We start from the raw sequence: 22,686 nt of genomic DNA, 5'->3' as shown, positions 1-22,686 counted from the left end.
GGAGGAATGCACGTGGCAGGCCACTCCAAGTGGGCGACGACCAAGCACAAGAAGGCCGCGATCGATGCGAAGCGCGGCAAGCTGTTCGCGAAGCTCATCAAGAACATCGAGGTCGCGGCGCGCAACGGCGGTCCGGATCTGGACGGCAACCCCACCCTGTACGACGCGGTGCAGCGGGCCAAGAAGTCGTCGGTCCCCAGTGACAACATCGACCGGGCGGTCAAGCGCGGCGGCGGCCTGGACGGCGGCGGGGTCGACTACGAGACGATCATGTACGAGGGCTACGGCGCCGGCGGCGTCGCGGTGCTCATCGAGTGCCTGACCGACAACCGCAACCGCGCGGCCTCCGATGTGCGCGTGGCCGTGACCCGCAACAACGGGTCGATGGGCGATCCTGGCTCCGTCGCCTACAACTTCAACCGCAAGGGCGTCGTCGCCGTCCGGAAGGACGCGGCGGACGAGGACGCGATCCTCGAGGCGACGCTCGAGGCCGGTGCGGAGGAGATCAAGGACGCGGGCGAGCAGTGGGAGGTCATCTCCGAGGCGACGGATCTCGTCCCCGTCCGCACCGCGGTCGTGGAGGCGGGACTCGACTACGAGTCCGCCGAGGCCGCCTTCGTCCCGACCGTCGAGGTGCCGGTGGACGTCGACGCCGCGCGCAAGCTCTTCGGACTCATCGATGCGCTCGAGGACCTGGACGACGTCCAGAACGTCTACACGAACGTCGACCTGTCCGACGACGTGCTCGCAGCGCTCGACGCGGACTGAAACGTGCGGGTCCTGGGCGTGGACCCCGGGCTCACCCGGCTGGGCCTGGGCGTCGTCGAGTCCGGCAGGCCGGCGCAGCCCCGGCTCGTCGCGGTGGGGGTCGTCCGCACGCCCGCGGATGACTCCGTCGACGTGCGCCTGGGCACGATCGCGGAGGCCTTCGACGGGTGGATCGACGAGCACCGGCCGGACGTCGTCGCGATCGAGCGCGTGTTCGCCCGCTCGGACGTCTCGACGATCATCGGCACCGCGCAGGCCTCGGGCCTCACGATGGGTCTGGCGGCCCGCCGCGGCATCCCCGTCGCGATGCACACGCCGTCGGAGGTCAAGGCCGCCGTCACGGGCAGCGGTCGCGCGGACAAGAAGCAGGTGACGCGGATGGTCACGCGCATCCTGCGGCTCGACGCCCCGCCCAGACCGGCGGACGCGGCGGACGCGCTGGCGCTCGCGATCACCCACGTGTGGCGCGGTGCCACCGCGGGCGCCTCCACCCCCGGCAAGCGCAAGGACGTGCTGGCGCGCCGGGCCGCCGGCCGGCAGGGCTCGGGGCTCACGCCCGCGCAGGAGCAGTGGGCCGCCGCACTCCGCGCGGCGGAATCGTGAGGAGCTCCCCGCTGGGTTAGACTGCAATCGCACGTGTGTTCGAAAAGGATCGCTAGGAGTCGCCCCGTTGATCGCGTACCTGACAGGCACCGCCCACTCCGTCCGGGCGGACTCGGTCGTCGTCCTCGCGGGAGGGGTGGGCCGGATCGTCACGATCGTGCCCGGCCACGCCGCGCGCATGCACGAGGGCCAGGAGATCGAGCTGCACACGGAGCTCGTGGTCCGCGAGGACTCCCTCACCCTCTACGGCTTCGAGGCGGCGCACGCCCGCAGCGTCTTCCGCACGCTCCTGACCGTGTCCGGCGTGGGTCCCAAGCTCGCGATGGCGGTGCTGGCGGTCCTGGGTGCGGACGGGCTGGCGGCGGCGGTCGCGGCGGAGGACGCGAAGGCGCTCACCGCCGTGCCCGGGATCGGGGCGAAGGGGGCGGCCCGCATGCTCCTCGAGCTCACGGGCAGGCTTCCCGTGGACGCGATGCTGCCGGGTGCCGAGGTCACCGCGGCGCCCGCGCCGGGCGACCAGGTGGTCGAGGCGCTCGTGGGTCTGGGCTGGAAGGACGCCCAGGCGGAGCGCGCGGTCGCGGACGCCCGTGCGGCGACACCGGACGCGGACGTCTCCGCACTGCTGAAGGATGCGCTGCGGATGCTGGGCGGCCCCCGGTGAACGAGCGGTCGTACGAGGTCGACTTCGGGGACGACGGGCCCACGGGCGCAGAGGCGGAGCGCCTCACGCGCGCAGGCGCCGGCGAGCAGGAGCGCGCCGCGGAATCCGCGCTGCGGCCACGGGGGCTGCGGGAGTTCGTGGGGCAGCCGCTGGTCCGGGACCAGCTGTCGCTCGTCCTCGACGCGGCCCGCGCCCGCGGCCGCGCTCCCGACCACGTGCTGCTGTCCGGTCCGCCGGGGCTGGGGAAGACGACGCTCGCGATGATCATCGCGCACGAGATGGACCAGCAGATCCGGGTGACCTCCGGTCCCGCGATCCAGCACGCCGGCGACCTCGCTGCGATCCTGTCGTCGCTGGAGGAGGGCGAGGTCCTCTTCATCGACGAGATCCACCGGATGTCACGTGCGGCGGAGGAGATGCTCTACGTCGCGATGGAGGACTTCCGCGTCGACGTCATCGTGGGGAAGGGGCCCGGCGCCACCGCGATCCCGCTGGACCTGCCGGCGTTCACGCTCGTGGGCGCCACGACCCGGTCGGGGCTGCTGCCGGCGCCGCTGCGCGACCGCTTCGGGTTCACGGGACACCTCGAGTTCTACTCGACGACGGATCTGCTGCAGGTGCTGGCCCGGTCCTCGGGCAAGCTCGAGATCGACGCGGAACCGGCGGGCCTCCACGAGATCGCCTCGCGCTCGCGCGGCACTCCGCGCATCGCCAACCGGCTGCTGCGCCGCGTGCGCGACTGGGCGCAGGTCCGCGGCGACGGGCGGATCGACGAGGACGCGGCCCGCGCCGCCCTCACCGTCTACGAGGTGGACGAACGGGGCCTCGACCGGCTGGACCGGTCCGTCCTCCACGCGCTGTGCGTCCGGTTCCGCGGGGGACCGGTGGGACTCTCCACGCTCGCGGTCGCGGTCGCGGAGGAGGCGGAGACGGTCGCAGAGGTCGTCGAGCCGTTCCTCGTGCGCGAGGGTCTCATGGCCCGCACCCCGCGCGGGCGGGTCGCGACCGGCGACGGCTGGCGGCACTTGGGGCTCGAGGCGCCGGACGACGCTTTCTGATCCTCGATGTGAGTCTCCTCGACAGGACCACTAGACTGGCCTCCGGTCTTCTCGACTCCCCTCACGAAAGGCGGCCACCGCCCCATGGAAATGATCCTCATCCTCGGATTCGGCGCGCTCCTCATCTTCTTCATGATGAATTCGCGCAAGAAGCAGCGTCAGCAGCAGGAGAAGCTGTCGACGGGGCTGGTTCCCGGCGCACGGGTGATGACGTCCTTCGGCGTGTTCGGCACGGTCGTCGAGGTGATGCCGGAGGAGAACAAGGTGGTCATCGAATCCGGCCCCGGCACAGTGCTGACCGTCCACCGCCAGGCGATCGGCCAGATCGAGCAGCCCGTCGCGGACACCCCGCTGGACGACGAGCTGGGCGGCACGGAGGTCCCCGACGATCTCTCGTCCCTCACCCCCGTCGAGGAGGACCGGGCGGAGGCCGCCGAGGCCCCGGGCGGCGAGGCCGCTGAGGATGTCGTGGACGACGCCGCGGTCCAGGAGGACGCGGTCGAGAAGACGGACGAGACTCTGGACGAGGCCCAGGGCGAGGCAATCGACGACTCGGCCGAGACCGATGACGACTCGGACGACGAGACCCGGCAGAACCGCGGCTGACCGGTCCGGTCGGACCCCGACCGGCACTCCTCCCGCTCCCACCTCCCGAAAGCGATAACGTGGCCGCACCCTCCAACGAACCGCGCCCGGTACTGTCCTTCATCTGGCTGACCGTCGTCACGGTCGCACTCGTCGTCCTCGTGGGCGCCGGCGCGATCTGGTCGTCTGCGACCTGGGCGCCCAAGCTCGCCCTCGACCTCGAGGGTGGCACCTCGATCATCCTCGAGCCGCAGGTCGACGAGGAGACGACGATCTCCTCCGAGCAGCTGGAGCAGGCGGTCGCGATCATCCGCCAGCGCGTCGACGGCACGGGCGTGTCCGAAGCCGAGATCACGACGCAGGGCGACCGGAACATCATCGTGAATCTGCCGGGCAATCCGGACGAGGATACCCGCGAGCTGGTGCGGTCCTCCGCGCAGCTCGCCTTCCGGCGCGTCGCCTACCAGGGCGCCCCGCAGCCGGTCAGCGAAGACGGTGCTCCCACGGACGAGGCGACCGAGGACCCCACCGCGGATCTGAGCGACGAGGAGCGCGAGCGCCTCGAGGAGCTGCTGCGCGAGGATGCGGAGGACGCGCAGGGCGGCGGCACGGTCGCGCCGGACGAGTCGCAGCCGGCCGGGGAGGGGACGGAGCAGTCCGGCGAGACCGCTGAGCCGGGCGCGACGGATCAGCCCAGTGCGGGAGCGACGGACGAGTCGGCGCAGACCGTCCCGCGCTTCGACCCGATGACGGACATGTCGTGGGCCTCCGACGAGGTCATGAACGAGTTCGCGGAACTCGACTGCACGGACCCGGCCAATCGGACCGGCGGCGTGCAGGGCGATCCGGACGAGGTCGTCGTCTCGTGCGCGCAGGACGGATCGTCGAAGTTCATCCTGGGCCCGGTCGAACTGGACGGTTCGCACGTGTCTGACGCGGACTTCGGCTTCGAGACGACCTCGACGGGGACGCAGACCAACCGCGTCGCGGTCACGATCGAGTTCGACCAGGTGGGGCGCGACGTGTTCGGCCAGATCACCACCGCGATCACCGGCCAGCAGCAGCCGTACAACCAGTTCGCGATCGTGCTGGACGGCCTCGTGCTGTCCGCCCCCGCCTCGCAGACGCCCGTGACGGATGGCCGCGCGCAGATCACCGGTGACTTCAACCTGGAATCGGGCGAGACGCTCGCCAACCAGCTGCGCAACGGCGCACTGCCCATCAGCTTCCAGGTCCAGAGCGAGCAGCAGATCTCGCCCACCCTGGGCTCCGAGTACCTCGCGATGGGTGTCCTGGCCGGCCTCATCGGCCTGGGCCTGGTCGTCGTCTACTCGCTGGTCCAGTACCGGGTGCTGGGGACGGTGACCGTCTCGAGCCTGGCGGTCGCAGGTCTGCTCACCTATCTCCTCCTGCTCCTCGTGACCTGGAGATACGGGTACCGGCTCTCCCTCGCGGGCGTCGCGGGCCTCATCGTGGGCATCGGCGCGGCGGCGGACTCGTTCATCGTCTACTTCGAGCGCATCCGCGACGAGCTGCGCGGCGGCCGCAAGCTCACCTCCGCCGTCGAGATCGGCTGGGATCGCGCGAAGCGGACGATCTTCGCGTCGAAGGCGGTCAACCTGCTGGGCGCCGTCATCCTCTACATCCTCGCGGTGGGCAGCGTCCGCGGCTTCGCGTTCACGCTGGGCCTCACCGTCATCGTCGACCTCCTCGTCACGGTGCTCTTCACGCACCCGATGATGCAGCTCCTGGCCCGCACGCGGTTCTTCGGGGACGGCCATCCGATGTCCGGCATGGATCCCCGGCAGCTGGGAGTCACGGAGGCGACGTATCGGGGCGCGCTGGGCATCGATCTGGAGCGCGCGCGGCGCGATGGGACGAAGAAGGGCTCCTTCAAGGAGGCCAAGCGCCGGCAGAAGCAGGTGGATCGCCGTGAGGCGAGCCGCACCGGCCTCACCCTCGCCGAGCGCAAGGCCCAGGAGGCGCGCGAGGCGCAGGAATCCGACACCGACGCACAGGCGGGGGACAAGCGATGAAGAAGTTCCTGTCGTGGGGCAACGACCTCCACAGCGGTCGCACGTCGATCCCGTTCGTGGGGCGTGCCAAGCTGTGGCTCACGATCGCCGGCGTCGTCGGACTGCTGTGCGTCGCCGTACCGCTCATCTTCGGCTTCAACCTGGGCATCGCCTTCCGCGGCGGCTCCGAGTTCCAGGTCGCGCAGGTCGACGCCTCCCAGTCGCAGGCCGCGACGGACGCCGTCACGGACGCGGTGGGCGACGTGGGCACGTCGGTGGTCCCGACCTCGGACACGTCCGTGAGGATCACCACCGAGCAGCTGACGGATCCGCAGATGCAGGAGGTCCGCGACGCGCTCGTCGAGGTCTACGACGTGCAGACGGAGGACGTCACCTCGAACTTCGTGGGCCCCGCCTGGGGACAGGACGTCACGGACAAGATGCTGCGCGCGCTCGTGATCTTCGTGGGCCTCGCGATGATCTTCATGGCGATCTACTTCCGGACCTGGAAGATGTCGATCGCTGCGATCATCGGCCTCATCGCGGTCATGGTCGTGACGATCGGGATCTACTCCGCGACGGGCTTCGAGATCACCCCGGAGGCGATCATCGGATTCCTCACCGTCCTGAGCTTCTCCCTGTACGACACGGTCGTCGTGTTCGACAAGATCAGGGAGAACACGCAGGGCTACGAGGACAACGTCCACATGAAGTTCTCCGAGCTGGTGAACCTGGGCGTCAACCAGACGACCGTGCGCTCGATCAACACCTCCGTCATCGCGGTGCTGCCGATCGCGTCGATCCTCTTCATCGGCGTGGTCCTGCTGGGCGCGGGCACGCTCACGGACATCTCCCTGTCCCTCTTCATCGGCACGATCGTCGCCGCGCTGTCGACCCTGTTCGTCGCGTCGCCGCTCTACGCAGTGCTGCGGCGCCGCGAGGCCGCGGTGCGGAAGCAGGAGGCGGCCGTCGAGGAGCGCCGGCAGGAGAAGGGGCTGCCGGATCGGGCCCCGGTCCTGGGCGACGAGGTGCCCGTCAGCGCCGGACGGTGACACGCGGGCGCTGCACGCCCGTGCGCGGCGCCGCACCCCCACCGGCCGTACGATGGTCGTCACGGCGGTGACGGCGGTCGGTCGCCGCAGCGAGGGGAGGATCGTGTGACGCACGTGGACGAGAGCGCTGGCAACCGGCGCCGGGGTCTGGGCCGGCTGGCCTTCTGGACGGCGCGGGCCCAGCAGGACCCGGCGCGCCCGCGCGCACTGGGTCCCCTCCTGCAGGCGCTCGAGGTCAACCACCCGCGCAGCGACACCGGACTGGTACTGCGCGCCTACCGGGTCGCCGACCGGGCGCACACGGGCCAGACGCGCAAGAGCGGTGATCCCTACATCACGCATCCCGTCGCCGTCGCGACGATCCTCGCAGAGATCGGGATGACGCCCACGACGCTCGCCGCAGCGCTGCTGCACGACACCGTCGAGGACACGGACTACTCGCTCGGGCAGCTGCGCGAGGACTTCGGCGACGAGATCGCCGTCATGGTCGACGGCGTCACCAAGCTCGACAAGATCGAGTACGGTGCGGCCGCCCAGTCGGAGACCGTGCGGAAGATGATCGTCGCGATGAGCCGCGACATCCGCGTGCTCGTCATCAAACTGGCCGACCGCCTGCACAACGCGCGGACGTGGAAGTACGTGCCGGCCTCCTCCAGCGGCCGCAAGGCGAAGGAGACGCTCGAGATCTTCGCCCCGCTGGCGCACCGGCTGGGCATGAACACGATCAAGTGGGAGTTGGAGGACCTGTCGTTCCAGGTGCTCTACCCCAAGGTGTACGAGGAGATCGTGCGGCTCGTGGCGGAGCGGGCGCCGGAGCGCGAGAAGTTCCTGGGGACGGTGTCGAAGGAGCTGGGCGATGAGCTCGTGGCCTCCGGCATCGACGGGACGATCTCCGGCCGCCCCAAGCACTACTACTCGATCTACCAGAAGATGGTGGTGCGGGGCCACGAGTTCGCGGACATCTACGACCTCGTGGGCGTGCGCGTGCTGGTCGAGACGGTCCGCGAGTGCTACGCGGTCCTGGGCATCGTGCACGCGCGCTGGTCGCCCATCGCGGGACGGTTCAAGGACTACATCGCGATGCCCAAGTTCAACATGTACCAGAGCCTCCACACGACGGTCATCGGCCCGGACGGGCGACCCGTCGAGATCCAGGTGCGCACACGGGAGATGGACCGGCGGGCGGAGTACGGCGTCGCCGCGCACTGGAAGTACAAGGACCGCGGCGGCGTGTCCTCCGGCGGACGCACTGCGAAGGTGGGCGACACCGGCACCGTCGACGACGTCGCGTGGCTGCGACAGCTGCTGGACTGGCAGAAGGAGGTCTCCGACCCGGAGGAGTTCCTCGACAGCCTCCGCTACGAGGTGAACTCGCAGGAGGTCTACGCGTTCACGCCCAAGGGCGACATCATCGCACTGCCCGCGGGCTCCACCCCCGTCGACTTCGCCTACGCGGTGCACACGGAGGTGGGGCACCGGACGATGGGCGCCCGCGTCAACGGCCGCCTCGTGGCGCTCGAATCGGAGCTGTCCAACGGCGATGTCGTCGAGGTGTTCACGTCGAAGGACGAGTCCGCGGGTCCCAGCCGGGACTGGCTGGCCTTCGTCCGCTCGCCGCGCGCACGCAGCAAGATCCGCCAGTGGTTCAGCAAGGAGCGGCGCGAGGAGGCGATCGAGTCCGGGCGCGAGCAGCTGGCGCGGGCGATGCGCCGCCACTCGCTGTCCGCGGAGCGGCTCATGTCCGCCGAGGGTCTCCTGGCCGTCGCCGAGCAGATGCACCTGACGGATGTGTCCGCGGTGTACGCAGCGATCGGCAACGGCACGACCTCGGCCGCTCACGTCGTCGACCTGCTGGCGAAGGCGGTGGGCGAGGAGAAGGCCCCGGCGGTGCCGGTGGGCCCCACCAACCCCACGGGGCGCTCGAGCGGCCACCACTCGACCGCGGAGGGCGTGCGCGTCACGGGGGCGGACGGACTCCTCGTCAAGCTGGCGCGCTGCTGCACGCCCGTCCCGGGCGATCGGATCGTGGGATTCGTCACGCGCGGCGCCGGGGTGTCCGTGCACCGCGACGACTGCACGAACCTCGAGTCCATGCGCGCGGAGCCGGAGCGTTTCGTCGATGTCGAGTGGACGGGCAGTTCGCGCGGCCTCTACCTCGTCAACATCCAGGTCGAGGCACTGGATCGGGCGGGCCTGCTGTCGGACATCACCCGCGTGCTGTCGGAGCTGCACGTCAACATCCTGTCCGCCTCCGTCGCGACCTCCCGCGCCCGGGTGGCGCAGTCGCGGTTCGTGTTCGAGATGGGGGACGGGACGCACCTCGACAACGTGCTCGCGGCGGTCCGACGGGTGGAGGGCGTCTTCGACGTCTACCGCGTCACGGTGTGAGGGACGGGCTGGGCGCGCGGCCGATCGTCGCGAGCGCCAGAGCCCGGGTGCGCGCGGCGTAGGGGCGTCGCTCGACGCCGTCGAGCCACGCGAGGAAGGCCTGCCGGTCCGCGTGCGGGACGCGCGCGAAGGTGTGCTGACCCGTCGTGACCGGGTCCGAGGCCTGGAGCGCCGCGCGCAGCAGATCGTAGAGGGTCCGCTCCGGTGACGTGACGGTCTGCCCGTCGAACTCCACGCGCTCCGCCGGCAGGACATCGCGCTCGTAGACGGTCCAGGAGCCGCGGGCGGCGCGCATCCGCCTCCGCGAGAACGTGGTGTACTCCGTCAGCGCGGGAGCCCTGCCGGACGATGAGCCCCACCACACCCAGTGCGCGGATCGGTGGGACAGGGCGATGCGGGGCCGCGGGGCCGCACCCAGCGCGGCGCAGCGCAGGGCCGGATCCGCGATCGTGCCCGCCGCGACCCACACCTCGCGCGTGAGCCGCTGCAGGAGGCCGTCGTACTCGAGCCCCAGCAGATCCGTGAGGGGGAGCGGCCGGTGCAGCCGGATGAACCCAGACATGGACCCACTCTCACGCGACAGGGGCGGGCGTGCAACAGCACGCCCGCCCCTGTGGAGAACTGCGGGATCAGCCCAGATCGGCCGCTGTCGCCGCGATCTGGTCGTACCACGCGCGGCGTGCGCCCAGCGCCTCCTCGGCACGCGCGATCCGGTCTGCGTCGCCGCTGTCGCGGGCGGCTTCGAGGTCCGCTTCGAGCTCCGCGATCGCGTCCTCGAGCTGGGCGAGCATGCCCGAGGTGCGCGCACGGGTCTCCGGATTCGTGCGCTCCCACTCCGCCTGCTCGGCGTCCGCGAGGGCCTGCTCGACGGCGCGCAGTCCGCCCTCGATCCGGTTCAGATCGCCGCGCGGCACCTTGCCCGCGTCCTCCCAGCGGTCCTGGATGCCCCGCAGGGCGGTCTTCGCCGCCTGGATGTCCGTGATCGGCAGGAGCGCCTGCGCCTCCGCCAGGAGCTCCTCCTTGACCGTCAGGTTCCCGCGGTACTCCTCGTCGATGCGCGCGTTCGCCGCCGTCCGTGCGTCGAAGAAGACGTCCTGGGCGGCGCGGAAGCGCGCCCACAGGGCGTCGTCCTCCCTGCGCCCGGCGCGAGGTGCGGCCTTCCACTCGTCCATGAGATCGCGGTATTTCGACGCCGTCTCGCGCCACTCGGTGGAACCGGACAGCTCCTCCGCCCGCGCGATGAGCTTCTCCTTGAGCCGCCTGCCCTCCGCCGCACGCTCGTCCAGCTGCGCGAAGTGGGCCTTCCGCCCGCGGTCGAACGTGGAGCGCGCCTGCGAGAACCGGCCCCACAGCTCCTTGTCCTGCGCGGCCGGCAGGCGCGGGTAGGAGCTCTGGACGGACTTCCACTCGTCGAAGAGTGCGCGCATCCGGGCCGCGGAGTCCTTCCACTGCGTGCGCTGAGGATCCTGCGCGGCGACGGCCTCCGCCTCCTCCACGATGCGCGTCCGCTCCGCGCGGCCCTCCTCGAGCCGCTGGGACCGGCGGGCGCGCTCCTGCTGGGCCGCGGCCTCGGTCGCGTCCAGCACGGCCGACAGGCGGGCGTCCAGGGCGGCGAAGTCGCCCACGGCGGCCAGGCCGGGCAGCTCCTCGCGCTGGGACCGGGCGGACGCGCGGACCGCCTGGGCCTCCGCGCCCGCGGCCAGGCGCTGCTCCAGGAGCTCGACCTGCTCCTCGACGGCGACGAACCGGCCGGCGAAATAGCGGAGGGCCTCGTCCGCGGTCGCGTCCGGGTACTGGCCCACCTCGCGCTCACCCTCCGGCGTGACGGCGAAGACGCGCAGATCGTCGTCGACGCGTCCGTGCGCGGAGGCGGCGGCGATCGCCTGGTCCCGATCCGCCTGCGACCGCGCGGGAGCGGCCGGCGCGGCCACGGGCCGGGCGCCTGCGGGGCCGGGCATGGGCCGAGGCCGGGGGACGGGTGGCTGCTGCGGCGTGGGCTTCGTCATCGTGATCCTCAGGACGTCCCCCGGCCGGACGGCCGGAGGGTGCGGGCAGGGTGCCGCCGGGTGCGCCGGCGCTGACCCGACCAGCATATCCGTCGGAGTGCCGCGTGCAGGTGGAGGACTAGACTCGTCCGCATGGAGATCACCGGAGTCCGCGCCGCCCTGCTGGACGTCAACTGCTACGCGATCGCATCAGGCGACGGCGAGGCCGGGTCCGCCTGCCTGCTCATCGACGCCGGCCACGACTGCGCCGCCGATCTCGCTGACCTGCTCGACGAGCTGGGCTGGCGCCCGGAGGCGGTCCTGCTCACGCACGGGCACGCGGATCACGTGCTGGGACTGCCCGGGGTCCTGGCCCGCTTCGACGTGCCGGCCCACATCGGCGCGCCGGACGCACACCGGCTCGAGGATCCGGCGGCGGGCGTCTCGGGCGCGTTCTCGCAGATGCTCGCGCCGCTCACGGCCGACTGGACCCCACCCCCCGTCCGGACCGTGGACGACGGCGACGTGCTGCGGATCGCGGGTCTCACCATCACCGCGACGCTGGCCCCGGGGCACACGGAGGGCTCGATGCTCTACGAGATCGTCGACGACGCGCCCACCGCGGACGGCCCGCCGCTCGTGCTGGCCAGCGGTGACGTGCTGTTCGCCGGGAGCGTGGGCCGCACCGATCTGCCCGGCGGCGATCCGCAGGCGATGGAGGCCTCGCTCCGCGCGCTGCGGACGCGCCCCGACTCGCCGGTCCTGCCCGGGCACGGACCTGCGACCCGGCTGGCGCACGAACTGACGACCAACCCCTTCCTGTGACCGCTCCCGGTCGCTGACCACCGCCGCGCATCTCACCCGCACCGCCCCGACACACCCAGGAGTCCCCATGGCACGCGCCGCCAAGCTGTCCGGCTTTCCCGAATGGCTGCCCGCCGACCGCATCGTCGAGGAGCGGGTCATCGACCTGCTCAAGCACGTCTTCGAGCTGCACGGCTTCGCCGCCCTCCACACGCGGGCGATGGAGCCGATCAGCAGCCTCGCGAAGGACGGCGAGATCGACAAGGAGGTCTTCGCCGTGTCGCGCCTGCACGGCGAGGGCGGTGAGTCGCGGAACCCGCTGGGACTCCACTTCGACCTGACCGTGCCCTTCGCCCGCTACGTCGTCGAGCACGCCGGGCACCTGGCCTTCCCCTTCAAGCGCTACCAGATCCAGCCGGTGTGGCGGGGGGAGCGTCCCCAGGACGGCCGCTTCCGCGAGTTCATCCAGGCGGACATCGACGTCGTGGGCGAGGACGTCCTCCCGGACCACTACGAGGTCGAGGTGCCGCTCGTCATGGCCGAGGCCTTCCGGGCCCTGAGTGAGCTGGGCGTGCCGCCCGTGCGGATCCTCGCGAACGACCGTCGCCTCATCGAGGGCTTCGCCCGCGGTGCCGGCCTGGACGACGTCCCCGCGGTCCTGCGCAGCATCGACAAGCTCGACAAGATCGGGGAGGAGGCCGTCGCCCGGCTGCTCGCGGAGGAGGCGGGGGCGGACACGCGTCAGCAGGAGCTGTGCCTCGCGCTGGCCCGCATCGAGAGCCCGGACGCGGGCTTCGCGGACGCCGTCGTGGACCTGGGCGTGAGCCACCCGCTGCTGGATGAGGGTCTTGCGGCGCTCACCCGCCTGCTCGAGACCGCCCACACGCGCGCGCCCGGCACCGTGTGGGCCCAGCTCAAGATCGCCCGCGGCCTCGACTACTACACGGGGGCCGTCTACGAGACGCAGCTGCAGGGGCACGAGGACCTGGGCTCCGTCGCCTCCGGCGGGCGCTACGACGCGCTGGCCACGAGCGGGAAGCGCACCTACCCCGGGGTCGGGATGTCCGTGGGCGTGTCCCGCCTCATGTCCCGCCTCGTGGGCGCGCAGCGCATGGTGCAGGCGACCCGCGACGTCCCCACCGCGGTGCTCGTGTCCGTGTCGGACGAGGCCCACCGCGGCGACTCCGACCGGGTCGCCGCGACCCTGCGGCACCGCGGCATCCCCGCGGACGTCGCACCCGCCGCGGCGAAGTTCGGCAAGCAGATCCGTTTCGCCGACCGCCGCGGCATCCCGTTCGTGTGGTTCGTCGACGGTGAGTCCGGGCACGAGGTCAAGGACATCCGCTCCGGGCACCAGGAGCCGGCCGACGCGTCCGTGTGGACGCCGCCGGAAGAGGACCTCTGGCCGCGCGTCGAGCGCGTCGCGGGGGAGTGAGGCGCGGGGGAGTGGGTCGCAGGGTCCTCAGCGGCGCGGGCGCCGCTGAGGCCTGCGCTCGGCCGGGTCCGGGGCGAGCGAGCCGTCCGGGGCGATGTGCTCGAAGATCTCCTCGACCATCGTGACGACGTGGGGGTCGTCGACGGTGTAGATGATGCGCCGTCCCTCCCGCCGCGAGCTCACGAGGCCCGCCAGCCGCAGCTTCGCGAGGTGCTGCGAGACGGCCTGGACGCTCGCCTCCGAGAGGTCCGCGAGCGATGTGACGTCGTGCTCCGCGTCCACGAGGATCCGCACGATGAGCAGGCGGGTCGACGAGGACAGCATCCGGAACGTCTCCGCGGCGACCTCCACCTGCGCGGAGGTGGGCAGTGCCTCGCGCCCCGCGTCCCCTGAGTGCTCCGTCATGCCCGCATCCCGCCTCTCGTTCCCGTGTCCTCCACTGCGTCTATCATGGACGTGTTTCGCCCTCAGCACCTATCCCAGGAGTCCTCTTCGTGTTACGCACCCACTCAGCCGGCGCCCTGCGCGCCGCGCACGCCGGAACCGCCGTCACCCTCGCGGGGTGGGTCGACCGGCGCCGTGACCACGGCGGAGTCGCGTTCATCGACCTCAGGGACGCCACGGGCATCGTCCAGGTCGTCGTGCGCGAGCAGGTCGCGGACCAGCTGCGCAACGAGACGGTCGTGTCCGTGACCGGCACCGTGTCCGTGCGCCCAGAGGGCAACGCGAACCCCGGGCTGCCCACCGGCGAGGTCGAGGTCGTCGACACGGACGTGACGATCCTGTCCCAGGCGTCCGCCCTGCCCTTCCAGGTCTCCGATCACGCAGAGGACTCCGGGCAGGTGGGCGAGGAGACCCGCCTGCGCTACCGGTACCTCGACCTGCGCCGGTCCGGCCCCGCCTCGACGATGCGGCTGCGCTCGGCGGTCAACCGGGCCGCCCGGCGGGTCCTCGAGGAGAACGAGTTCGTCGAGGTGGAGACGCCCACCCTCACCCGGTCGACGCCGGAGGGCGCCCGCGACTTCCTCGTGCCCGCGCGCCTGCGCCCGGGCTCGTGGTACGCGCTGCCGCAGTCCCCGCAGCTGTTCAAGCAGCTGCTGCAGGTGGGCGGGATCGAGAAGTACTACCAGATCGCCCGCTGCTACCGCGACGAGGACTTCCGCGCGGACCGGCAGCCGGAGTTCACCCAGCTGGACATCGAGGCCTCCTTCGTCGAGCAGGACGACATCATCGCGCTGGCGGAGCAGATCCTCGCCGCGCTGTGGAAGCTCATCGACGTCGACATCCCCGGCCCCATCCGCCGGATGACCTACCGCGAGGCGATGGCCCGGTACGGCTCGGACAAGCCGGACCTGCGCTTCGACCTCGAGCTGGTCGAGCTCACGGAGTACTTCCGCGAGACGCCGTTCCGCGTCTTCCGCGCCCCCTACGTGGGCGCGGTCGTCTACCCGGGCGGTGCGAAGCTGCCCCGGCGCCAGCTGGACGGCTGGCAGGAGTGGGCGAAGCAGCGCGGCGCGAAGGGGCTCGCGTACGTGCTGGTCCAGCCGGACGGCGAGCTGACCGGTCCGGTCGCGAAGAACCTGTCGGAGGAGGAGCGCGCGGGCCTGCTCGAGGCGACCGGCGCCGCCCACGGCGATGCGATCTTCTTCGCGGCGGACACGACGTCCGCGGCCCGGGCCCTGCTGGGCGCGGCCCGCAAGGAGATCGCGGTGCGCGAGGGCCTCCTGGACGAATCCGAGTGGTCGTTCGTCTGGATCGTCGACGCCCCGATGTTCGAGCCCGCGGCGGACGCGCAGGCCGCCGGCGACGTGGCGGTGGGCGCCGGTGCGTGGACCGCGGTCCACCACGCCTTCACCTCGCCCAAGCCGGAGTTCCTCGACACGTTCGACCAGGATCCGGGCGAGGCGCTCGCGTACGCGTACGACATCGTGTGCAACGGCAACGAGATCGGCGGCGGCTCGATCCGCATCCACTCGCGCGAGGTCCAGGAGCGCGTCTTCGGCGTCATGGGCATCACGGAGGAGGAGGCGCAGGAGAAGTTCGGCTTCCTGCTCGAGGCGTTCAAGTTCGGCGCGCCGCCCCACGGCGGCATCGCGTTCGGCTGGGACCGGATCGTCGCGCTGCTGGCCGGCGCGGACTCGATCCGGGACGTCATCGCCTTCCCCAAGTCCGGCGGCGGCTACGACCCGCTCACGGACGCGCCCGCGCCCATCACGGAGGCGCAGCGGAAGGAAGCGGGCGTCGACCACGTGGCCCAGGACGAGGACGCGCAGGAGGAGGTCTCCTCCTGACGGCGGACCTCTTCTCCGACGCACCGGAGGCGAGCGGGGCGCTCGACCCGCTCGCCGTCCGCATGCGTCCCCGTTCGCTCGACGAGGTGCTGGGCCAGGACCACCTCACCTTCCCCGGCTCGCCGCTGCGGCAGCTGGTCGAGGCCCGCGCGGACGCGCGGACCGGACCGTCATCCGTCATGCTGTGGGGCCCGCCCGGCGTGGGCAAGACGACGCTGGCGCACGTCATCTCCCACGCGGAGGGGCGCAGCTTCGTCGAGCTGTCCGCGATCACGGCCGGCGTGCGCGACGTCCGGCAGGTCGTCGAGACCGCGCGGACCGAGCGCGAGATGAACGGGCGCACCACCGTCCTGTTCCTCGACGAGATCCACCGGTTCACGAAGGCGCAGCAGGACGCCCTCCTCCCGGCCGTGGAGAACCGGCTGGTCGTCCTCGTCGCCGCGACGACGGAGAACCCCAGCTTCTCCGTCATCGCCCCTCTGCTGTCGCGTTCGCTGCTGCTGACGCTCAAGCCGCTCACGGACGAGGCGATCAGGGGACTGCTGGACCGCGCCGTCACGGATCCGCGCGGGCTGGCCGGCGAGTTCGCGCTCACCGACGACGCCCGCGCGATGATCGTCCGCGTCGCCGGTGCGGACGCGCGTCGCTCGCTCACCGTCCTCGAAGCGGCCGCCGGGATCGCGCGCGCCCGCCGCGAGACCGACAGGGACGAGGATGCAGACCGGGAGGGCGCGACAGACCCGGGGACGGGTCCGGTCGAGGTGACGGAGGACGACGTCGCCGAGGCCAGCGCGGAGGCGGTGCTGCGCTACGACCGCGACGGGGACCAGCACTACGACGTGATCTCCGCCTTCATCAAGTCGATCCGCGGCTCGGACCCGGACGCCGCGCTCCACTACCTGGCGCGCATGATCGTCGCGGGCGAGGACCCGCGGTTCATCTGCCGCCGCATCGTCATCTCCGCCGCCGAGGACATCGGACTGGCCGACCCGCAGGCCCTCACCATCGCGGTGTCCGCCCACCAGGCCGTCGAGCGGATCGGGATGCCCGAGGGGCGGATCCCCCTGGCCGAGGCGGTCGTCTACCTCGCGACCGCCCCCAAGTCCCCGGCCTCCTACCGCGCCCTCGACGAGGCGATCGCGGATGTGAAGGCGGGCCGTGCCGGGCAGGTCCCCCTGCACCTGCGGGACGCGCACTACCCGGGTGCCAAGGGCCTCGGGCACGGGGAGGGGTACCGGTACTCCCACGACTGGCCCTACGGGGTGTCGCCCCAGGAGTACCTGCCGGACACCCTCACCGGGACCACGTACTACCGGCCCACCGCCAACGGGGCGGAGTCGCGCATGGCCGACCGGCTGGACGCGCTCGCGGCGCTGCGCCGGGGCGAGCAGGCGTGATAGAGTTGTCAGTCGCTGTGCCTCGTCCAGAGGCGGTCGGGCGGAATCGGACTCGCGATCCCGCCCCTCTTTCCCGTTCGGAGGGAAACAGCTGTCCGATCCACCGGCGAGTAGACCGGTCCGGACGCACCTCATGAAGAAAGGCACCACCATGACTGCACCCGCACGTCATCGTCGCCAGGTGCGCCTCTCGCGCGCACTGGGCATCCCGCTGACGCCCAAGGCGGAGAAGTACTTCGAGCGCCGCCCGTACCCGCCCGGCGAGCACGGCCGCGCCCGCCGGCGCAACGACTCGGACTACTCGGTCCGACTCAAGGAGAAGCAGCGTCTCCGCGCGCAGTACGGCATCCGCGAGGCGCAGATGCTCGCGACCTACAAGGAGGCCAAGCGCCTCCCGGGTCTGACGGGTGAGAACATCGTCGAGCTCCTGGAGATGCGTCTCGACGCCCTCGTCCTGCGCTCCGGCTTCGCCCGCACGATCGCGCAGGCGCGCCAGATCGTCGTCCACCGCCACATCATGGTCGACGGCCAGCTGGTCGACCGCCCCTCGTTCCGCGTCAAGGAGGGGCAGATGATCCACGTGAAGCCCCGCTCCACGACCCGCGACCCCTTCCAGGTCGCCGCGGCCGGTGCGCACCGCGATGTGCTGCCGACCCTGCCCGGCTACCTCAAGGTCGATCTCGAGGCCCTGCAGGCGACGCTGCTGCGCCGCCCCAAGCGCTCCGAGGTCCCGGTGACCGCTGACGTCCAGCTGGTCGTCGAGCACTACTCGCGCTGATCGGTCCGTCCGGGCCACCGGTCCCCAGGGACCCCGCGCGCACGGGCCGTCGCACACCCCACCGGGTCGTGCGGCGGCCCGCCGCCATTCATGTCTCCACTATGCTGTGAGGCGGTCCGTCGAGCAGACGCCGTCCGCCGCACGAAAGGATGTCACCCGGATGAGGACAGCAGAGATCAGGGAGCGCTGGCTTCGGTTCTTCGAGGAGAACGGCCACACCGTGGTCCCGTCGGCGTCGGTCATCAGCTCCGACCCGTCGATCCTGTTCAACATCGCGGGGATGGTGCAGTTCATCCCGTTCCTCACGGGGCGGGAACCCGCACCCTTCCCGCGCGCCACGAGCGTCCAGAAGTGCGTGCGCACGCAGGACATCGAAGAGGTGGGCAAGACGACCCGCCACGGCACGTTCTTCCAGATGAACGGCAACTTCTCCTTCGGCGACTACTTCAAGGCGGACGCGATCCGCTTCGCGTGGCAGCTGCTGACCCGGCCCGAGGACCAGGGCGGGCTGGGCTTCGACCCCGACCTGCTCTGGGCGACGGTCCACCGCGAGGACGCGGAGACGGTCGACCTGTGGCTCGAGGAGACGTCGATCCCGCGTGAGCGCATCCAGTTCCGCGGCAGCGAGGACAACTTCTGGCACACGGGCCAGCCCGGACCCGGGGGCTACTGCTCGGAGATCTACTACGACCGCGGCCCCGCCTACGGGGCCGAGGGCGGTCCGGAGGCGGACGAGGACCGGTACATCGAGATCTGGAACCTCGTCTTCATGGAGTTCGAGCTCTCCGCTGTGCGGTCGAAGACGGACTTCGACATCGCGGGCGACCTGCCCGCGAAGAACATCGACACCGGCATGGGCCTCGAGCGCGTCGCGTTCCTCAAGCAGGGCGTCGAGAACATGTACGAGATCGACGAGGTGTACCCCGTCATCGACGAGGCCGCACGGCTGTCCGGCCGCGCGTACGGGGACCGCGAGGAGGACGACGTCCGCATGCGCGTCGTCGCGGACCACGTCCGCTCCGCGCTCGTCATCATCGGCGACGGAGTGCGCCCCGGGAACGAGGGCCGCGGGTACATCCTGCGCCGCCTGCTGCGCCGCGCCGTGCGCGCGATGCGACTGCTGGGGGTCACCGAGCCGGTCCTGCCGCACCTGCTGCCCCGGTCCATGGACGTCATGCGGGCGTCCTACCCGGAGCTCGAGACGGACTTCGACCGGATCTCGCGCATCGCCTACGCGGAGGAGACTGCGTTCCTCCGCACCCTCGAATCCGGCACCGCACTGCTGACCGGCGCCGTCGACCGGGTGGGGGCCGGCGGTGCGCTGTCCGGCGACATCGCCTTCGCGCTGCACGACACGCACGGCTTCCCCATCGACCTCACCCTCGAGATGGCGGCGGAGCACGGCGTCCGCGTCGACGAGGAGGGCTTCCGCACGCTCATGCAGGAGCAGCGCGACCGCGCCCGCGCGGACGCCCGCGCGAAGAAGGGCGGCGGGGCGGACCTGAGCGCCTACTCGCAGCTGCTGGAGGAGGGCTCGACGGAGTTCGTGGGCTACGACGTGCTGACGGCGGACTCCCGGATCCGCGGCCTCGTGGCCGACGGGCGGTCCGTCGAGGTCGCGCAGCCGGGCGACACCGTCGACCTCGTCCTGGACGTCACCCCGTTCTACGCGGAGTCCGGCGGACAGCGCGCGGACCGCGGTCTCATCCGCGGCGACGGCTTCACCGCCCGGGTCCTCGACGTCCAGGCCCCCGTCAAGGGACTGCCGGCCCACCGGATCGAGGTCGTCGAGGGCTCGCTCGCCACGGGTGCGGACGTGTCCGCGGAGGTCGACCGCGCGCACCGGTTCGCCGCCGCACAGGCGCACTCCGCGACCCACCTCGTCCACTCCGCGCTGCGGACCGTCCTGGGCCCGCACGCGGTGCAGGCCGGATCCCTCAACCAGCCCGGCTACATGCGGTTCGACTACGCGTTCCCGGAAGCGCTGAGCCCCGCCCTGCGCGAGGAGATCGAGGACGCGGCGAACATCGCCGTGCGCGACGACTTCGAAGTGAGCTACGAGTACCTGCCGCTCGAGGAGGCGAAGCGGTCCGGTGCGCTCGCGCTGTTCGGCGAGAAGTACCCGTCCGTCGTGCGCGTGGTCGACATCGGCGGCCCGTTCTCCCGCGAGCTGTGCGGCGGCACCCACATCGGTCGCACCGCGCAGGTGGGCCCCATCTCCGTCCTGTCCGAGGCGTCCATCGGCTCCGGCACCCGCCGCATCGAGGCCTCCGTGGGACTCGAGGCGTTCCGCGGGCTGGCGAAGGAGCGGACGATCCTCCAGTCGCTGTCGGAGATGCTCAAGGTGCCCGGTGCGGACGTCCCGGGCCGGGTCGCGGGGCTGCTGGACCGCCTCAAGGAGGCGGAGCGGACCATCGCGGACCTGGCGCGTGAGCGCGTGCTCGCCGCCGCCGCGGACGCCGTGGCGCAGGCGCGCGACGTGGCCGGGGTGCGCTACTCCGCCACGCAGCTGGGCGAGGTCACGGACGCGGGCGACGTGCGCAGCTTCGTGACGGACGTGCGGAACCGGATCGACGCGGACGCGGTCGTCGTCGCCGCGATCGGCACGGTCTCCGGCCGGCCCAGCGTCGTCATCGCGGCGGACGAGGGCGCCCAGGCGCGCGGACTGCGCGCGGGCGACCTCGTCAAGACCGCGTGCGCCCAGCTGGGCGGGGGCGGCGGCGGCAAGCCGGACCTCGCGCAGGGCGGCGGCCAGGACGCCGGCAGGAGTGCGGCGGCGCTCGACGCGGTCGCGACTGCGATCGCCGGGTCATGAGCGGATTCCGCCGGGGTCGGCGGCTCGCCCTCGACGTAGGCAGCGTCCGCGTGGGTGCGGCGGTCTGCGATCCCGACGGAATCCTCGCGACCCCGCTCGACCACGTGCGCCGCGACGACGACGCGCAGGCACTCACCCGCGTGCACGACCTCGTCGAGGAGCACGGCGCGATCGAGGTCGTGGCGGGGCGGCCTCGGTCGCTGGACGGGGCCGACCACGGCGCCGTCGACGCGGCTCTCGCGTTCCTGCGCGAGCTGGCGACGCGCATCGCCGTGCCCATCCGGCTCGTCGACGAGCGCTTCACGACGGTGCAGGCGCACAGCGTCCTGCAGAGCGCCGGGAAGAACTCGAAGCAGCGCCGGGACCGCGTCGACTCCGTCGCGGCGGTCCTCATCCTGCAGACCGCGCTGGATCTGGAGAAGAGCAGCGGCACCCCCGCTGGAACCATCCTCGACCGGGAGGACTGAGCAGACATGGACCAGAACGACCCGATCGATCCGATCGAGGAGGCCGCCCCGCTCTCCCGCGCCGAGCAGCGTGCGCAGAGCCGGCGGCGGATGATGCGCCGGCGCCGGACGACGACGATCGTCGTGGCCGCCCTGCTGGTGCTGGGCATCGGCGGCGTCGTCGCGGTGTCCGTCACCGGCGGCATCGTGCAGGAGGTGCTGGGCCGCAGCGACGACTACGAGGGGGAGGGCACGGAGCCGGTCAGCGTCGAGGTGCTGCCCGGGACCTCGGTCACGCAGATCGCGAACCAGCTGGTCGAGGAGGACGTCATCAAGTCCTCCCGGCCGTTCATCGACGAGGTCGAGCGGCGCGAGGTGTCCCTGCAGGCGCAGACGTACAGCATGCGCAAGCAGATGAGCTCCGCCGCGGCGGTCGAGGCGATGGTGAATCCGGAGGCGGCTCCCCAGGTCGTCATCCCGGAGGGGTTCGCGCTGCCGCAGATCCAGGCGCGCATGATCGAGTCCGGGATGGCGGAGGACGAGGTGACGGCCGCGATCGAGGACCGGACCCCGCAGGACTACGACCTCGACATCGACGCCCCCAGCCTCGAGGGATACCTCTTCCCGGCCACATACGATCTGCAGCCGGGCACCACCGCCGAGGCCGTGGTCCAGCAGATGGTCGATCGCACCGCCCACGAACTGGCCGATGCCGGCATCGAGGACGCCGAGGCGAACGAGATCCTCACCCTCGCGAGCCTCGTCGAGATCGAGTCGCCCGCGGATCCGGAGGTCCGCCGGCAGGTGGCGCGCGTGTTCCTCAACCGCACCGGGGACGACTCGCAGACGAACGGCCTGCTGCAGTCGGACGCGACGATCGCGTACATCCACGGGGCCCGTGACGACCTCACGACGACGGCGGAGGAGCGCGCGGACGACAATCCGTACAACACGTACATGCACGAGGGCCTGCCGCCGGGACCCATCAACTCGCCGGGGCGCAGCGCGGTCGATGCGGCGATGGACCCGGCCGAGGGCGACTGGCAGTTCTTCGTGGCCGTCGATCCGGACACGGGTGAGACGCGGTTCGCGGAGACCTACGACGAGCACCTGGAGAACGTCGAGGAGTACCGGGCGTGGCTGCGCGAACGCAGCGGGGGTTCCGGCGATGGCTGAGTCGCCCGCCCGTTTCGCCGTCCTGGGCTCACCGATCGCGCACTCCCTCTCCCCGGCCCTGCACCGCGCGGCGGCCCGCGCGCTGGGGCTCGAGGGCTTCTCCTACGACCGGTTCGAGGTGCGCGAGGAGCAGCTCGAGACGTTCCTGGCGGACCGCCCGGACCTGGTGGGGCTTTCCCTCACGATGCCGCTCAAGCACCGGCTCCTCGACCTGGCCCGCGGCAACGGGTGGGACCTGGACGCGGACGCCATCGCGACGGGTGCGGGCAATACGCTGCTGCGGCCGGAGACCGGTGGCGGCGCGGTGCTCAATACGGACGTCGACGGAATCGTCGCCGCGGTCCACGAGGGGCTGGCGCGCGCGGGAGCGGAAGCCGCGCCGTGGACGGACGAGGCGGACGTGCTGGGCGCCGGCGCCACCGCGGCCTC

The 22,686-nt window shown here is 71.8% G+C and carries 19 protein-coding genes and 1 pseudogene; 17 read left to right on the top strand and 3 right to left on the bottom strand.

From position 1 onward, the window contains the following. Positions 1 to 12 precede the first annotated feature (12 nt). The 8 genes from HGBR_RS01385 to HGBR_RS01350 all read left to right on the top strand — a co-directional run bounded on the left by HGBR_RS01385 (position 13) and on the right by HGBR_RS01350 (position 9,130). Complete coding sequence (locus tag HGBR_RS01385; protein WP_026077236.1) at positions 13 to 768, top strand: YebC/PmpR family DNA-binding transcriptional regulator; 756 nt, start codon at positions 13 to 15, stop codon at positions 766 to 768. A 3-nt stretch (positions 769 to 771) separates the two neighbouring features. After that, the gene (gene ruvC / locus HGBR_RS01380) at positions 772 to 1,371 is read left to right on the top strand and encodes a crossover junction endodeoxyribonuclease RuvC (protein WP_019157546.1); all 600 of its coding nucleotides are present in this window, start codon (positions 772 to 774) and stop codon (positions 1,369 to 1,371) included. Between the two features lie 67 nt (positions 1,372 to 1,438). Further along, entirely contained in the window at positions 1,439 to 2,032 is a 594-nt protein-coding gene (gene ruvA, locus HGBR_RS01375; protein ID WP_019157545.1) for a Holliday junction branch migration protein RuvA, read from the top strand. After that, positions 2,029 to 3,090, top strand: a complete 1,062-nt coding sequence (gene ruvB, locus HGBR_RS01370; protein ID WP_019157544.1) for a Holliday junction branch migration DNA helicase RuvB — start codon at positions 2,029 to 2,031, stop codon at positions 3,088 to 3,090. Before ruvA ends, ruvB begins: the two co-directional genes overlap by 4 nt. 84 nt (positions 3,091 to 3,174) lie before the next feature. Next, positions 3,175 to 3,696, top strand: a complete 522-nt coding sequence (yajC, locus tag HGBR_RS18570) for a preprotein translocase subunit YajC (protein WP_245533238.1) — start codon at positions 3,175 to 3,177, stop codon at positions 3,694 to 3,696. Positions 3,697 to 3,755: 59 nt separating this feature from the next. Continuing rightward, a complete protein-coding gene (secD, locus tag HGBR_RS01360; RefSeq protein ID WP_019157542.1) occupies positions 3,756 to 5,711 on the top strand; it encodes a protein translocase subunit SecD in 1,956 nt (651 codons plus the stop codon). Next, complete coding sequence (secF, locus tag HGBR_RS01355) at positions 5,708 to 6,742, top strand: protein translocase subunit SecF (protein ID WP_019157541.1); 1,035 nt, start codon at positions 5,708 to 5,710, stop codon at positions 6,740 to 6,742. Before secD ends, secF begins: the two co-directional genes overlap by 4 nt. Before the next feature lie 105 nt (positions 6,743 to 6,847). Further along, a complete protein-coding gene (locus HGBR_RS01350; RefSeq protein ID WP_019157540.1) occupies positions 6,848 to 9,130 on the top strand; it encodes a RelA/SpoT family protein in 2,283 nt (760 codons plus the stop codon). Here the strand turns inward: HGBR_RS01350 and HGBR_RS01345 are convergent. Then, positions 9,120 to 9,692, bottom strand: coding sequence for a hypothetical protein (locus HGBR_RS01345; protein WP_019157539.1), 573 nt, complete (start codon positions 9,690 to 9,692; stop codon positions 9,120 to 9,122). The genes HGBR_RS01350 and HGBR_RS01345 overlap by 11 nt on opposite strands. 67 nt (positions 9,693 to 9,759) lie before the next feature. Further along, positions 9,760 to 11,136, bottom strand: coding sequence for a DUF349 domain-containing protein (locus tag HGBR_RS01340; protein ID WP_019157538.1), 1,377 nt, complete (start codon positions 11,134 to 11,136; stop codon positions 9,760 to 9,762). 132 nt (positions 11,137 to 11,268) lie between these two features. On the opposite strand from HGBR_RS01340, the gene HGBR_RS01335 reads away from it, so the two are divergent. Further along, the gene (locus tag HGBR_RS01335) at positions 11,269 to 11,940 is read left to right on the top strand and encodes an MBL fold metallo-hydrolase (protein WP_019157537.1); all 672 of its coding nucleotides are present in this window, start codon (positions 11,269 to 11,271) and stop codon (positions 11,938 to 11,940) included. A 67-nt stretch (positions 11,941 to 12,007) separates the two neighbouring features. After that, positions 12,008 to 13,354 (top strand): histidine--tRNA ligase, encoded by a 1,347-nt coding sequence (hisS, locus tag HGBR_RS01330; protein WP_019157536.1) that lies wholly within the window; start codon positions 12,008 to 12,010, stop codon positions 13,352 to 13,354. A 27-nt stretch (positions 13,355 to 13,381) separates the two neighbouring features. Here the strand turns inward: hisS and HGBR_RS01325 are convergent, their stop codons facing one another. Next, positions 13,382 to 13,759, bottom strand: a complete 378-nt coding sequence (locus HGBR_RS01325; RefSeq protein ID WP_019157535.1) for an ArsR/SmtB family transcription factor — start codon at positions 13,757 to 13,759, stop codon at positions 13,382 to 13,384. Positions 13,760 to 13,848: 89 nt separating this feature from the next. On the opposite strand from HGBR_RS01325, the gene aspS reads away from it, so the two are divergent. The 7 genes and pseudogenes from aspS to HGBR_RS01290 form a co-directional block, all read left to right on the top strand. After that, entirely contained in the window at positions 13,849 to 15,645 is a 1,797-nt protein-coding gene (gene aspS, locus HGBR_RS01320; protein ID WP_019157534.1) for an aspartate--tRNA ligase, read from the top strand. Between the two features lie 62 nt (positions 15,646 to 15,707). Beyond that, a complete protein-coding gene (locus HGBR_RS01315) occupies positions 15,708 to 17,042 on the top strand; it encodes a replication-associated recombination protein A (RefSeq protein WP_019157533.1) in 1,335 nt (444 codons plus the stop codon). A 151-nt stretch (positions 17,043 to 17,193) separates the two neighbouring features. Continuing rightward, entirely contained in the window at positions 17,194 to 17,820 is a 627-nt protein-coding gene (gene rpsD / locus HGBR_RS01310) for a 30S ribosomal protein S4 (protein WP_026077235.1), read from the top strand. Between the two features lie 160 nt (positions 17,821 to 17,980). Further along, complete coding sequence (gene alaS / locus HGBR_RS01305; protein ID WP_019157531.1) at positions 17,981 to 20,635, top strand: alanine--tRNA ligase; 2,655 nt, start codon at positions 17,981 to 17,983, stop codon at positions 20,633 to 20,635. After that, entirely contained in the window at positions 20,632 to 21,102 is a 471-nt protein-coding gene (ruvX, locus tag HGBR_RS01300; RefSeq protein ID WP_019157530.1) for a Holliday junction resolvase RuvX, read from the top strand. Before alaS ends, ruvX begins: the two co-directional genes overlap by 4 nt. Before the next feature lie 6 nt (positions 21,103 to 21,108). Then, positions 21,109 to 22,257, top strand: a complete 1,149-nt coding sequence (gene mltG, locus HGBR_RS01295) for an endolytic transglycosylase MltG (RefSeq protein WP_019157529.1) — start codon at positions 21,109 to 21,111, stop codon at positions 22,255 to 22,257. After that, positions 22,250 to 22,686, top strand: a pseudogene (locus HGBR_RS01290) (shikimate dehydrogenase family protein); the annotation flags it as partial. The gene mltG and the pseudogene HGBR_RS01290, both read left to right, overlap by 8 nt.

It is taken from the genome of Brevibacterium senegalense (assembly GCF_000285835.1).
GTDB classification, from domain to species: Bacteria; Actinomycetota; Actinomycetes; order Actinomycetales; family Brevibacteriaceae; genus Brevibacterium; species Brevibacterium senegalense.
This window is presented reverse-complemented; position numbering and strand designations above follow the sequence as displayed.

Coding starts and splice junctions, on each gene's coding strand:
- alaS (WP_019157531.1), top strand. CDS start 17,981: ATGAGGACAGCAGAGATCAGGGAGCGCTGGCTTCGGTTCTTCGAGGAG.
- HGBR_RS01335 (WP_019157537.1), top strand. CDS start 11,269: ATGGAGATCACCGGAGTCCGCGCCGCCCTGCTGGACGTCAACTGCTAC.
- HGBR_RS01340 (WP_019157538.1), bottom strand. CDS start 11,136: ATGACGAAGCCCACGCCGCAGCAGCCACCCGTCCCCCGGCCTCGGCCC.
- HGBR_RS01325 (WP_019157535.1), bottom strand. CDS start 13,759: ATGACGGAGCACTCAGGGGACGCGGGGCGCGAGGCACTGCCCACCTCC.
- mltG (WP_019157529.1), top strand. CDS start 21,109: ATGGACCAGAACGACCCGATCGATCCGATCGAGGAGGCCGCCCCGCTC.
- HGBR_RS01315 (WP_019157533.1), top strand. CDS start 15,708: ATGCGTCCCCGTTCGCTCGACGAGGTGCTGGGCCAGGACCACCTCACC.
- ruvX (WP_019157530.1), top strand. CDS start 20,632: ATGAGCGGATTCCGCCGGGGTCGGCGGCTCGCCCTCGACGTAGGCAGC.
- secF (WP_019157541.1), top strand. CDS start 5,708: ATGAAGAAGTTCCTGTCGTGGGGCAACGACCTCCACAGCGGTCGCACG.
- HGBR_RS01345 (WP_019157539.1), bottom strand. CDS start 9,692: ATGTCTGGGTTCATCCGGCTGCACCGGCCGCTCCCCCTCACGGATCTG.
- rpsD (WP_026077235.1), top strand. CDS start 17,194: ATGACTGCACCCGCACGTCATCGTCGCCAGGTGCGCCTCTCGCGCGCA.
- hisS (WP_019157536.1), top strand. CDS start 12,008: ATGGCACGCGCCGCCAAGCTGTCCGGCTTTCCCGAATGGCTGCCCGCC.
- yajC (WP_245533238.1), top strand. CDS start 3,175: ATGGAAATGATCCTCATCCTCGGATTCGGCGCGCTCCTCATCTTCTTC.